Origin of the sequence: Enterovibrio norvegicus DSM 15893 (genome assembly GCF_900115495.1) — a bacterium.
GTDB lineage: Bacteria > Pseudomonadota > Gammaproteobacteria > Enterobacterales > Vibrionaceae > Enterovibrio > Enterovibrio norvegicus.
In genome coordinates, this window is sequence record NZ_FOWR01000054.1 from 15,436 (window position 1) to 27,717 (window position 12,282).

Here is a 12,282-nt window from a genome sequence, read left to right on the forward strand (position 1 = left end):
CAGCATTGAGATTTTTTAAACACGAATGAAATTGCGCTCTGCTTTTCCCCTTCCTATAACTAAGAGGTGCCGAACTTAACAGTTCCACTACAGTCTAATCCTGTGTCTCCCAATTTTTGATTATAATCAGTTGCCTTTTAACTTATTGATCAGGGAAGAATTTATGAACGTATCGCTGCAATCGCCTTCCATCGATTCAATGCCGAGCCTCTTAGCGCTCTCAAAAGAACTTCATGATCATGAAGCACTTTCTTTCGATGTTGAACACGTGACGTCTGCCTTTAACTATTTGCTTTCACACCCGACGCACGGCGATGTATTTCTAATTAATTTAGACAGTGACGGTACAAACGAAATCATCGGATTCGTTGTTGTTTGCTACAGCTTCAGCGTCGAGCTCGGTGGGCAGATCGCGGTCATTGACCAGATCTTTCTCACACAAGAATGGCGCCGCCAAGGTGTGGGGTCTCACGTTCTTCCCACCCTTGAAGAGCATGCGGCAAAAAATCACTGCCAATCGATCATTCTAGAAGTGAACATTGGTAATAGCGGCGCACGCGAGTTTTATGAGCAGTTTGACTACATGCCGAGAAGGCAACATTGCATCATGTCTAAACGCCTCAACGTGAAGACATAACTCTCGCTAATTCCTAGCCTTTCACACGACGCGTCGTTACACTGGCAGCCAATCTTGGCTGCCTTTTTGATCCCATGTATACCCTTCGCCCCTACCAATCTGACGCCGTAAAAGCGGTTGTTCACTATTTTAGAAAAAATTCCACGCCCGCTGTCGCTGTATTGCCGACGGGTGCGGGTAAAAGCTTGGTGATCGCTGAGTTGGCGAAACTGGCGCGAGGCAGGGTGCTGGTGTTAGCGCATGTAAAGGAGTTGGTGGAGCAGAACCACGAGAAATACGAAGGGTACGGACTTAAAGGCGGGATCTTTTCAGCGGGGTTAGGCCGTAAAGAAAGCGATGACAAAGTCGTGTTCGCCTCGGTGCAATCGATGGTGCGCAACCTTGATGCGTTCAAAGAAGAGTTCTCACTGCTTGTTATTGATGAATGCCACCGTGTTCCTGATAACGAAGAAAGCAGCTATCGGAAGGTCATCTCACACCTTCAATCAGTGAATGCAGGTATTAAAGTACTCGGGCTGACAGCAACACCCTACCGCCTTGGCTTAGGCTGGATTTATCAATTCCATACCGCTGGGCGTGTGCGCAGTGAAAAGCCGCGTTTCTTTAAAGACTGTATTTTTGAATTACCGATTCGCTTTTTGCTAGATGAAGGCTTCCTGACTGAAGCAAAAGTACTGGATGCGCCCGTTCTCAGCTATGACTTTTCATCACTGAAAGCGTCGACGACCGGTTTTTATAAAGAAGCAGATCTCGACCGCGTGATCGAAAATGCCCCTCGTGCTACCCCACAAATCGTGACGCAGGTGCTCGATTACGCAAAAGATCGTCATGGTGTCATGGTGTTCGCCGCAACGGTGAAGCACGCACAGGAAATTCTTACGTTACTGCCCGAAAAAGATTCTGCCTTGGTCATTGGTGACACACCGCAAGATGAGCGAGATAGCATCATCCAGCGCTTCAAACGTCGCGAGTTGAAATACTTGGTGAATGTCTCTGTGCTTACCACGGGGTTTGATGCGCCCCACGTTGATCTCATCGCGATTTTGCGCCCAACAGAGTCTGTCAGCCTTTACCAGCAAATTGCAGGGCGTGGTTTGCGCCTATCCCCTGGCAAAGAAGACTGTTTGATTCTGGATTATGCTGGCAATGTCTACGACCTTTACCAGCCTGAGATTGGCGATCCTAAACCTGACAGCGACAGCGAAATCGTCACGGTTCCCTGCCCTGCGTGTGGGTTTAACAATAACTTTTGGGGAAAGCTCGATAACAATGGCTTCTTGATCGAACACTATGGGCGTCGTTGCCAAGGCTTTTTTGAGGATGACGAAGGCGAGCGAGAAATCTGCGGCTACCGTTTCCGTGCGAAGTTCTGTAGCGAATGTGGCGCTGACAATGACATTGCAGCGCGGCGTTGTCATCAGTGCGATCATGCCCTGGTTGATCCTGATAAGAAGCTGAGAGACGCACTCAAGCTCAAAGATGCCATGATCATGGCCTGTGCCGACATGCGTTTAACGGCAGGCAAGAATAAATTCGATAAGCCTCAACTCAAAGTGACCTACGTTGGTCACGACGGTGCGGAAATTCACGAGGTGTGGCCGCTTTCAACCAAGCGTCAAAAGCAGGAGTTTCTCGCCAAGTTCATCAACGCCCATTTGGTTGACCGTCACCGCCCGTTTACTGACACTGCGCCCTCGAAAGTCGCGAATGCAGAACACAGATTGCGATTTCCCGATTTTGTGGTGGCACGTAAAAACGGACGTTTTTGGGCAATCCGCGACAAGATCTTCGATCTCACACAGTTTGCTTCTCAACAGGAGGTGGACGAAATGATCCAAAAAGAAGCACAAAACATACGCTGATAGAAAACGGTTTAGTCCAAAGCAAAATGAGATAACGAGATACCTGCGCTTTGAGAAAACTCGCCGACTCAATTGCGCTGAATTATTGAATAGAGACAGGAACGTACAGGTTTTATCCAAACAGTTCGTTTCAAGCGAAAAAAGAGCGCTGAACCGCCTAATACCCTTGTTATTCCTAAGACTGGGTGGTAGTATCCGCGCTCGATTTACTTGGTATCTAGATTGGTCGCAAGTTAGATACTTATTTATAACTCTCTATTTTTAAGAGTATTTATTATGAAATTCAATGCAGTAGTACGTACTGAGCAGGGTAAAGGTGCGAGCCGCCGCCTGCGTCACGCTGATCAATTCCCAGCAGTTATTTACGGTGGCGAAGCAGCTCCAGTTGCAATCGCGCTTGAGCACCACATCGTGATCAACCAAATGGACAAGCCTGAGTTCTACGAAGCGATTACTCTAGTAATCGACGGTCAAGAAGTGAACGTTAAGCCTCAGGACATCCAACGTCACCCGTTCAAGCCAAAAGTTATGCACATGGATTTCATCCGCATCTAATGCTTTTGAGCTTGAAAGAGAAAGCGCCCAATGGGCGCTTTTTTTTCATCTGTGATTTGTGGTTCAGTTAATCGTCATCACCAAACAAAGACCGTTGTGGGCTTTCAGCTTCCACTTCTTGTTGCGCTTCGTGCGCTTGCTTCGCTCTCAGAATACGCTGGTAACGTTGTTTACATAGGCGCACCACGTTACGGCGCTGCTCCCCATTAAAATCGTTCCAATGGAATCGCTCTTCCCTACTTCGAAAGCAACCTTTGCAATACCCTTTGTTGTTCACTTGGCAAACGCCAATGCACGGGCTGGGTACGTTAAAAAAGTCCAGTTGCTCCAAAAGCACTCCTTACTTAAATAAGCTCAATCAGCGATTAACATGAATCTGCTTTCATTCAAGCGAGTTTTGCACTGAAAAGCAAATTTCATGCTGTTAATGTACAAAAAAACAGCAAACAGTCTCTGGGTTTCTATTCCTGTTCACGCCAGTAAGCACCTGATGTTTGCCTATCTTTTTAGTGATAACCGCTTTTCTCGCGTAGAAAATTAAGATTGCGTTTAGAGGTCTAAGTTTGCTAGCTTTACCACATAACCTTTTGGGTTATTGTCTTTAAGCAGCATACTCATTTGCATTAAAGACGCAGGGAAGAACATTATTTAGGAGGAATTATGTCTTTTTTTGTACCGTCCGCCGAATCCCAAGAGCACGCTGAATCTATTTATTCAAGCATTGCAAAGAATGTTAACGCGCCGGTTAGCGATCAGCGTATTGCCCAACTAGCTTGGTCTCATGAAGGTCAAGAAGTGTCTGCCAATGTGGGTGAACCGCTACCAAGCTGTTTTGGTGCGGAAGATGAAGTGGTTATCGCGATTTATGATTGTGGGGATGTATTCAAAGTCTGTACCCCAAACCGCGGTGCCATCTGCTTTGATCCTGTTGTCGCGAGTAAAGCCCAGATATCAAGTGTGAATTTCTTCTAACGCTAAACTTCGTACTCGCAATAAAAAGGCCGGGATTGTCCCCGGCCTTTTTGATTTCCATGTCTGTTGTTAGCGTCTTCTCTTTCTAAAAGAGACCTAACTGCGGCGCAGCCAACGAATCAAAATGCTTGCCAATGAAGGGCAAAATACCGTCTGCGATCGGCTTGAGTTGTTTATCGACATAATGTTGATAGTCGTACGGACTGTCTATCGCTTCTAACGGTTCTGGCCCGTTTAATGTGATGACATATTCAATCCAACCGCCGTGCTGATATTGCAGATTCCGCCCTCGTTTTTCGTTATATGCATCGGCTTTTCGCGCGGCTTTCACGTGCGGGGGCACATTCTTTTCGTAATCAGAAAGCTTACGTCTCAACCGCTTACGGTAAATAAGCGCATCATCATTGTGACCTTGTAACGTATCTTCGACCGTTTTACGCACGTAATCCTCAACTTCCTCGCCATCAAACACTTTCTGATAGAGGGTTTGCTGAAAGACTTGTGCGAGAGGCGTCCAATCTGTTCGAACCGTTTCCAACCCTTTGTAAACAATGCGACGTTCCTCGTCTTTGTTTACCAAGCCGGCGTAGCGCTTTTTACTGCCGGTATCTTGCCCGCGAATGGTGGGCATCAAGAATTTTTGATAGTGAATCTCGTATTCAATCTCAAGGGCACAGTCGATGTTGTAGGTCGCTTTTAGGTGCGCGATCCACCAGTCATTGATGTGCTCCACCAAAGACTGACCAATGTTATCGGCGTCTTCATTTTCATGACGCTTACCTAGCGAAACAAACGTCGAATCTGTGTCGCCATAAATCACTTCAAACCCTTTGGCTTCAATCAACTCGCGCGTCATTTTCATGATCTCATGACCGCGCATCGTGATTGAAGACGCGAGCCTATGATCAAAGAAACGACAACCCGACGAACCCAAGACGCCGTAGAAGGAGTTCATGATGATTTTTATCGCCTGTGAGAAGGCTTTTTCACCCTGTAACTTGGCTTCATCCCTCGCCTTCCACAAGTCCTCAATTAACGCCGGTAAGAAGTGTTTCTCTCGATGAAAAACGCCCCCACGAAAACCGGGCACTGTTGTGGCTTCGTCTTCTGCAATAAGCCCCTCCACCAGCCCAAGAGGATCGATCAAAAAGGTACGAATAATCGACGGGTAAAGTGATTTAAAATCGAGCACCAAGACCGAATCATAGAGACCCGGTTTACTGTCCATCACATACCCACCAGGGCTGGCAATCCAGTTCTCACTGGTCAAGGTAGGTGCAACATAACCTGCGCGATGTAATCGTGGTAGATAGAGGTTGGTGAATGCCGCCACTGAGCCACCAATACGGTCAAGCTCAATGCCTGTTAAACGACTGCGTTGAATAAGAAACTCTAATAAGTGGGTTTCTTCAAAGATACGATTAACCAACACGCAGTCTTGAAGGTTATATTTCGCTAAGGCTGGCTTATCGTCACGGAACATGCGGTTGATTGAATCCATGCGATCGTAGGGATTATCAATCGCCTTTCCTTCGCCAAACATGGTGCGCGACACGGATTCTAACGACCACGACCGGAAACTGTAGGTCGCGGTTTTGAGTGCATCAATACCATCAATCACAACACGCCCTGGCAAGGTAATGAAACCTTGTCGGCTGTTATTAGAATCTCGCCAATGCGCTTTTTCCCCGCCTCGCCCTAAGCGAAGATCAATTTTGTTGAACGCTGCACGTTTAATAAGCAGTCGAAAGTCAAAGTCAATCACGCTCCAACCAACGATGATGTCAGGGTCAAACCGCACAAACCACGCATTCAACGCTTTGAGCAACGCAAGTTCTGTGTCTACCCATTCGATCCACGGCATGTCTTCCGCATTATCTGGCGCATCACCAATCATGATCACGCGACTGTCCACTTCACTATCAAGACCAATGGAATACAACACGCCCTTCTCAGAGCATTCTATGTCAAGAGAAACACGGGATAACGTGGTCGAATAATCCGAAGACTTCGCCTTTACATTTCGGTATTCCACATACCCGTTTCGCTGCGTTGCGCTACCAGCAAAAGTGATCCCGCCACAAATGAAGCGTTCCATCAGAAAACGGTCTGGCAAACGTACATCGGCTTCTAATACGTTCAACCCTTCCACTTGTAGCAGTCGACTGGCGCGATTTACGGTGTTTAGCGTGGTGAAATAAAAACCTGTCACTTCGCTGTAAGAAAAGTCTTTCAGCGGCAAAGAGCGAGTTTGGTAAGGGATATTGGCGGCACGGAGATGACGTTGAGCTTCTTCTACATGCTCATTTGTAATAAAGAAAACTGGCGATTCTTGTTGAATCACCAGTTTGGCAGGGCCATTGTCTGTTTGAACCCAAAAGATAAGTTCAGTTTGATCACCAATGTCACGACTGTGACGAGAAATCAGGAATCCATCGTGATACTGCAAAGCGGCCTCGAAATTCGGTATGTCGCTTGCAGTATATACCCAAACAACCTGAAAATAATGGATTCAGGGAGAATTACTGTCGTTATGATCAGGTGTGTTTCGGTATCAATTTCATGCCACCGAGGTTTGCTTACGCTGTTTCCCGAAGAAGGTCACCATGATCCCAAGTAAAATGACGGATGCCGCGATCAACATGCGCAGCGTTAACGCTTCATCCAGCAAGAGATAACCACCTACTGCAGCAATCAAAGGCACAGTTAATTGCAACACACCTGCTTGCGTCGCTTTAAATTGCAACACAACCCAATACCAAATGGCATAACCGATTGCAGACGCCACGGCACCTGACGCAACCGCTAAAAAAATGCCTTCTGACGACAAAGTGTTCATCGGAATGTTCATCAAGAAAAACGGCACCACAAAGAACAAGCTCAACCGAAAATTGATACAATTCGCCTTTAATTGAGGTTGTTTAATCTCTTTGCCTAGAACGCTATAAGCGCCCCATGCAACGCCTGAAATGGCCATGAGAATGGTTCCCCACATGTCGGGGGAATCCATGCCTGGCGACACCAAGTACCCCAAACCACATATGGCTGTTAACGCGCCAATATATTCAAGACCCGTCGCACCACCTTCTTTATGTTGGCTGTAGGCAAACATGGTTAACTGAACGAACGCGAACAGGATCAAAGCCCCCATTCCTGCATCGAGGTACATGTAGGCGAACGAAAACGAAGCGGCATAAAGAAATAACATCGCAGCCGCAAGCCAATGCTCTATCGGCTGATGAATGAAATTAAACCCAGTAGCTTCACTGTCTTCTTTATTTAATTGTTTCACTGGGAACAGAAAACTGAGGAAAAACAGCATTCCCGCGCCAGACGCTAAGCGAATAGACGTAAAAGATGCGGGGTCAATATTGGTGTTCGCGAGCGCCATTCTGCACAGCACAGAATTGGCCGCGAAGAACAATAATGCGAGCCCCGCCATCACTATGCTTTTCACTTCTACCCGCGTCGATATCTTCATATGATTGCGATCCTTTTATCACTTGCTAACTTGACCGCATTGCGTTGAAAGAACTTTCACAAGAATGAGAAAAATCGAGAATAATGATGCGTTTTAGGGAACTTTTTCTAACTCTACTCATTATCAATGCCTCTCACCCACCCAAAATGACCGAACAAGGCGATAAACATATCAAATCGGCATAAGCCATTATCAAAAGCTATCATCTTATTATTGGTAAAACGCGCTGCAATCGGTAAAATACCGCTCCGGTTTTTTCTGTGGTGAAATGAATGTCCGACGCAAAACGCAAAGCATTAAAGAAGATTGCCAAATGCCTTGAACTGGGTAACTCAGCCAACATCAACGAGGCTGCTGCCGCCATAAAGATGGCGCAAACCCTGATGCGCAAGTATGGCTTAGATCAGGAGGACATCGATTTTATCAGCATGGGTAAAACCACGTCTGAAACCTTGCTCCCTTCTTCGATCAGCGATGCCGTTTTGAAAATCATCAGAGGCATCAACACACGCTTCGGCGTTGAATGTGTTCTCACCAACCACAAAGGCTTAAAGAAAGCGGAATTCATTGGCGATGCAAACCGCGCCATTTTTGCAGCCTTCGCCTTTGACATTGTTTACCGTGAAATGAACGAACACACAGGACAGTTCCGCAATAGTTTTGCAGGCTCTGGCACCTCCCAGACCGAACTGAATAGACGCTTGCAGTCTTTTACATTTGGTTGGCTTGAAGGCGCAATGGCAAAGCTGCCAAACATTGCACCCGATGTAGACAATGACAAGAAAATGAAGGACTACATCGACAGTCAATTTAAGAACATCGACCGCGAAACGTTCAAGCAACAACTGCGCGATGCAATGAAAGGCATTACCGATGACTATGAAAAGGGAATGAAGAAAGGAAAGCAAATTTCCGTTAATCGTCCCGTATCGGGAGCACGTGAATTAAAGCGCCTCAGATAGGCGCTTTTTCTTTAAATAATTTCCGCGATTTTCCTCAAAACTTATTTCCCAGAATTTTCAACAAATTCAACCCCGCCCCACAAAATTACTCTTTTTTGAACACTGTTGTATTAAAAAAGCCTGAATTTCATTCTCAAGCCTTGTATTGCAAGCTAGCCATCCCTAGCCTAGCTTATTAAATCATCACTCAATGATGATCGAGAATAGATTTGCGATAAGCGAACTCCGGAATGTGACTCTAACTCTCCCTATAGAGTCTTTCATCCCAAACCCTCTCTAGAAGGAATGGAGAACAAAATGAAAAAAGCAGTGATTAGCCTGGGCCTATTGGTGGCTCTTTCGCCTTTGGCTTATGCTCAAGATGATTCAAATTTCTACCTTGGTGGAAGATTTGGTGTTTCTACACTTACTGACGCATGTGATGGCGGTGGTTGTGGAAGTAATGATGATGTTGGCGGTGGCGTAATTATTGGTTACGACTTCGGTAACAACTTTTCTATCGAATCGACTTACGACTACCTTGGTCACTTCGATACCAACTTCACTGGTGCTGGTCCAGCTAGTGGTGATCTGACTGCATTGACACTTGCACCTAAGTTCAACGTTGGTGTATCAGACGCTACAGACATCTACGGTAAACTTGGTGTTGCCATGTGGGATTGGAGTAGCCGCGCAGGTGATGTAGATGACCACACTATACTTGCAGCGTTAGGTGTTGATCACCGCGCAAACGATCTTGTTAACCTGCGTCTAGAATATCAATACCTACCAGATATGGACAAGAGTTACGTAGACGTTGACAACCACCTGATCTCTGCAGGTGTAACGTTCCACTTCGGTCGTTCTTCTGAGCCAGCGCCTGAGCCAGTAGTCGTGGTTGAAGAAGTTGTTGTTGCTGAAGTTGTTGAAACGAAGAAATACGTTTTCTCTGAAGCAGACGAAGTAGAGCTGTTTGCTTTTGGTAAAGGCGAACTTTCTTCTCAAGCAGCGCAAGCATTAAACCCTATGCTTAAGCGCCTTCAAGACTTCGAAGAATCAACAGCAGTTATCATCGGCCACACCGACAGCGTAGGTTCTGAAGCGTTTAACCAAAAACTGTCTGAGCAACGTGCTCAGTCTGTTGCAGACTACTTCACTTCAAACGGCGTTAGCGCTGATCGCCTAAGCGTTGTTGGTGAAGGCGAAAGCAACCCAGTGGCTTCAAACGACACTGAAGATGGTCGTGCGAAAAACCGTCGCGTAGAAATCGAATCTCCTGAATTCGTTTACGAAGAGTAATTTCTACTCGCGATAAAAATATAAAAGCCACGTCTTCGGACGTGGCTTTTTCGTTTCAGATAACACTGACTGCAAATTCAACGTTACCCCACCATCGGATAGCCCAACAGCATACGGTCGATCTCTACTCTCGCATTGTCATCAACCCCTGCTACTCGCTGATAAACGGGCGCTCTGCGGTCATCAATCCGAGGGTTTTCCCAACCTTGCGTCGATACAATAAACGTTTGTGCAAACTCTGTTGAATACCTCAAACAGCCCGCCAACACAGTATCAACATAACTTTGCGCAATCGGCTGAATGTAACATGGTGAAATCACCTCATCTGTCACGTAAACATAAACGGGCTCGTCGATAGTAAATGTCTGATCAAGTAGTTGGATCCTTTGGCTGTCTAACTCAACGCGCTGATACCCGGCTTCTCGAATATCAAATACCGTTAAGGTTTCGCTGTCGATGTGGATCAGTACGCCGTTGCATTCACCTTCGGCTTCTTTGACGACAAGGTGCGACATATTCGGGGACCCCGTTTTTCCCCAGTGACGTTGTAAGCCAGAAACCACTGCGGGAACAGCTTGGCCTGTATCGCCCGTCACCTTTCTAGATTCACCATTGATCAGGCTGCCATAGCCAAAGATATACATAATAAAGACCCGTTGTTTTTATTAAAGAATACGCGCTTCCCACGTGCTACTGTCAAGCATAGCGCCTGAAAAAACAACTTTTTGCAATATACTCCGCTCCAATGCATCAAAATCATGGATGATCACGTTTCTCCTGATACTATTTCCCTTATTGAGAAAACGCGTTAAAACGGAAGAAACACATGGATTCGATGAAAAAACTTGAACAACAATTCAAGAAGCTCTCTAGCTACCAGCACCTTGCAGCGATTTGTGGTTGGGACCAAGCCGCGATGATGCCGTCAGGCGGCAACGATGTCCGCGCGCAAGCAATGAGCGATTTAGCCTTATTGTGTCACGAAACGCTCACTGCAGAAGAGATGGGTGAATGGATTAATGATGCGGAAACCAACATTGCATCATTGAGTGACACAGACAAAATCAACCTTCGCGAGATGAAGCGAGTTTGGGAACAAGCCACTGTGTTGCCCGCCGATCTTGTCGAATCAAAATCTTTGTTGGGCTCATCCTGTGAACACGCATGGCGGACACAACGCCCAAACAACGATTGGGAAGGATTTTCCGCCAACCTCAAGCGCGTTGTAGACATCTCTCGCCAGGAAGCAGAAATTCGCGCAAAGCAAACCGGCTTAACGCCATATAACGCCATGCTTGACCTCTATGAGCCAGGCATGACAACAGAGAAACTAGATGCTCTCTTTGGCGAGCTCAAAACATGGCTTCCAGCGCTCACGCAATCTGTGCTTGAAAAGCAGAAGTCAGTCAATATAAGTGAACCAAAAGGACCGTTTGATACTGCATTGCAATCCGCCCTTGGTAAGCGCTTCATGGAAGTGATTGACTTCGATTTCAATCATGGCCGCCTTGATGTTAGTGCGCACCCGTTTTGTGGCGGCGTGCCGTCAGATGTTCGACTCACCACCCGCTATGATGAAGCAGATTTCACCTCCGCGATCATGGGCGTGATCCACGAAACCGGCCATGCGCGATATGAACAAGGCTTACCGAAGGCCTTCCGAAACTCCCCGGCTGGCGAAGCTCGATCGATGGGTATTCATGAAAGCCAGAGCCTGTTTTTTGAAATGCAGTTAGGACGAAGTCCACTTTTCGTCGAACACCTCGCTAAGATGGCTGCAGAAGCGTTTAGTCGACAATCCGATGCTGCATTCACCGTCGATAACATGAACGCACTCTACAATCGTGTTCAACCCGGTTTCATTCGGGTAGATGCCGATGAAGTGACCTACCCTGCACACGTTATTCTTCGCTATGAAATCGAACGAGACCTAATGGAAGGCAACATCAGTGTCGAGGATATCCCTGAACGTTGGGATAGGAAAATGCAGGAATACTTAGGTCTATCAACAGACGGCGACTACACCAATGGCTGTATGCAGGATATCCACTGGACCGACGGAAGTTTTGGATATTTCCCAAGCTATACACTAGGTGCCATGTATGCCGCGCAATTTATGGCAGCGATGCGCAAAACAGTCGACGTGGATGCGTGCTTAAGGAGCCTCGATTTTGCGCCTATTAGTGGATGGTTGGAACAGAATGTTTGGTCGAAAGGTTCAACGCTTTCCACCGAAGAGCTCGTCATTCAGGCGACGGGGGAGCCGCTGAATCCTGAGTACTTTAAGCAACATTTGATCAGCCGATATTTGAAAGGTTGAATATGATATATCCCTCATAAAAAACCCTCCCTTTAAAGGGAGGGTTTTATTCTTATCAATGAGCTTCAATTGTAGTGGTTTAATGATCCCGGACACCATTTAAGGTGGTAAAGTCACCACTAAAGAAAGAGGTGTTCCATGACAAGACAACGTCGTTCATTCTCCGCTGAATTTAAACTGGAAGCAGCCTGTTTGGTCATTGACCAAGGGTATTC

At 46.6% G+C, this 12,282-nt stretch carries 11 protein-coding genes; 7 read left to right on the plus strand and 4 right to left on the minus strand.

Features of this window, described 5'->3' with window-relative positions; translation table 11 throughout:
- The first annotated feature begins 163 nt into the window (after nucleotides 1–163).
- The 3 genes from BM082_RS22320 to rplY all read left to right on the plus strand — a co-directional run bounded on the left by BM082_RS22320 (nucleotide 164) and on the right by rplY (nucleotide 3,054).
- A complete protein-coding gene (locus BM082_RS22320) occupies nucleotides 164–637 on the plus strand; it encodes a GNAT family N-acetyltransferase (protein WP_017009725.1) in 474 nt (157 codons plus the stop codon).
- A gap of 74 nt (nucleotides 638–711) precedes the next feature.
- Entirely contained in the window at nucleotides 712–2,499 is a 1,788-nt protein-coding gene (gene radD / locus BM082_RS22325) for a DNA repair helicase RadD (RefSeq protein WP_017009724.1), read from the plus strand.
- Nucleotides 2,500–2,775: 276 nt separating this feature from the next.
- Entirely contained in the window at nucleotides 2,776–3,054 is a 279-nt protein-coding gene (gene rplY / locus BM082_RS22330) for a 50S ribosomal protein L25 (protein WP_017009723.1), read from the plus strand.
- Between the two features lie 67 nt (nucleotides 3,055–3,121).
- Here rplY and BM082_RS22335 read toward each other — a convergent pair whose 3' ends face one another.
- Nucleotides 3,122–3,385, minus strand: coding sequence for a DUF1289 domain-containing protein (locus BM082_RS22335; RefSeq protein WP_017009722.1), 264 nt, complete (start codon nucleotides 3,383–3,385; stop codon nucleotides 3,122–3,124).
- Between the two features lie 329 nt (nucleotides 3,386–3,714).
- Here BM082_RS22335 and BM082_RS22340 point away from each other — a divergent pair, with 329 nt between their 5' ends.
- The gene (locus tag BM082_RS22340) at nucleotides 3,715–4,026 is read left to right on the plus strand and encodes a hypothetical protein (protein WP_017009721.1); all 312 of its coding nucleotides are present in this window, start codon (nucleotides 3,715–3,717) and stop codon (nucleotides 4,024–4,026) included.
- An 85-nt stretch (nucleotides 4,027–4,111) separates the two neighbouring features.
- Here the strand turns inward: BM082_RS22340 and BM082_RS22345 are convergent, their stop codons facing one another.
- Together BM082_RS22345 and BM082_RS22350 are read right to left on the minus strand one after the other, a co-directional pair.
- Nucleotides 4,112–6,475 (minus strand): DNA polymerase II, encoded by a 2,364-nt coding sequence (locus tag BM082_RS22345; protein ID WP_017016316.1) that lies wholly within the window; start codon nucleotides 6,473–6,475, stop codon nucleotides 4,112–4,114.
- Nucleotides 6,476–6,586: 111 nt separating this feature from the next.
- Nucleotides 6,587–7,507, minus strand: a complete 921-nt coding sequence (locus BM082_RS22350) for a DMT family transporter (protein WP_074928685.1) — start codon at nucleotides 7,505–7,507, stop codon at nucleotides 6,587–6,589.
- Nucleotides 7,508–7,779: 272 nt separating this feature from the next.
- Here BM082_RS22350 and BM082_RS22355 point away from each other — a divergent pair, with 272 nt between their 5' ends.
- Nucleotides 7,780–8,469, plus strand: a complete 690-nt coding sequence (locus tag BM082_RS22355; RefSeq protein WP_017009718.1) for a DUF2786 domain-containing protein — start codon at nucleotides 7,780–7,782, stop codon at nucleotides 8,467–8,469.
- A gap of 297 nt (nucleotides 8,470–8,766) precedes the next feature.
- A complete protein-coding gene (locus tag BM082_RS22360; protein ID WP_017009717.1) occupies nucleotides 8,767–9,747 on the plus strand; it encodes an OmpA family protein in 981 nt (326 codons plus the stop codon).
- A gap of 83 nt (nucleotides 9,748–9,830) precedes the next feature.
- On the opposite strand, the gene BM082_RS22365 is transcribed toward BM082_RS22360, so the two are convergent.
- On the minus strand, nucleotides 9,831–10,391 hold the full coding sequence (locus tag BM082_RS22365; protein ID WP_017013452.1) for a gamma-glutamylcyclotransferase family protein: 561 nt from the start codon (nucleotides 10,389–10,391) through the stop codon (nucleotides 9,831–9,833).
- Between the two features lie 182 nt (nucleotides 10,392–10,573).
- Here BM082_RS22365 and BM082_RS22370 point away from each other — a divergent pair, with 182 nt between their 5' ends.
- Complete coding sequence (locus tag BM082_RS22370; protein WP_017013451.1) at nucleotides 10,574–12,067, plus strand: carboxypeptidase M32; 1,494 nt, start codon at nucleotides 10,574–10,576, stop codon at nucleotides 12,065–12,067.
- Nucleotides 12,068–12,282 lie beyond the last annotated feature (215 nt).

Excerpts from the sequence above, each read along its gene's own strand:
- BM082_RS22320 (WP_017009725.1), top strand. The coding sequence starts at position 164 with ATGAACGTATCGCTGCAATCGCCTTCCATCGATTCAATGCCGAGCCTC.
- radD (WP_017009724.1), top strand. The coding sequence starts at position 712 with ATGTATACCCTTCGCCCCTACCAATCTGACGCCGTAAAAGCGGTTGTT.
- BM082_RS22360 (WP_017009717.1), top strand. The coding sequence starts at position 8,767 with ATGAAAAAAGCAGTGATTAGCCTGGGCCTATTGGTGGCTCTTTCGCCT.
- BM082_RS22365 (WP_017013452.1), bottom strand. The coding sequence starts at position 10,391 with ATGTATATCTTTGGCTATGGCAGCCTGATCAATGGTGAATCTAGAAAG.
- rplY (WP_017009723.1), top strand. The coding sequence starts at position 2,776 with ATGAAATTCAATGCAGTAGTACGTACTGAGCAGGGTAAAGGTGCGAGC.
- BM082_RS22350 (WP_074928685.1), bottom strand. The coding sequence starts at position 7,507 with ATGAAGATATCGACGCGGGTAGAAGTGAAAAGCATAGTGATGGCGGGG.
- BM082_RS22340 (WP_017009721.1), top strand. The coding sequence starts at position 3,715 with ATGTCTTTTTTTGTACCGTCCGCCGAATCCCAAGAGCACGCTGAATCT.
- BM082_RS22370 (WP_017013451.1), top strand. The coding sequence starts at position 10,574 with ATGGATTCGATGAAAAAACTTGAACAACAATTCAAGAAGCTCTCTAGC.
- BM082_RS22355 (WP_017009718.1), top strand. The coding sequence starts at position 7,780 with ATGTCCGACGCAAAACGCAAAGCATTAAAGAAGATTGCCAAATGCCTT.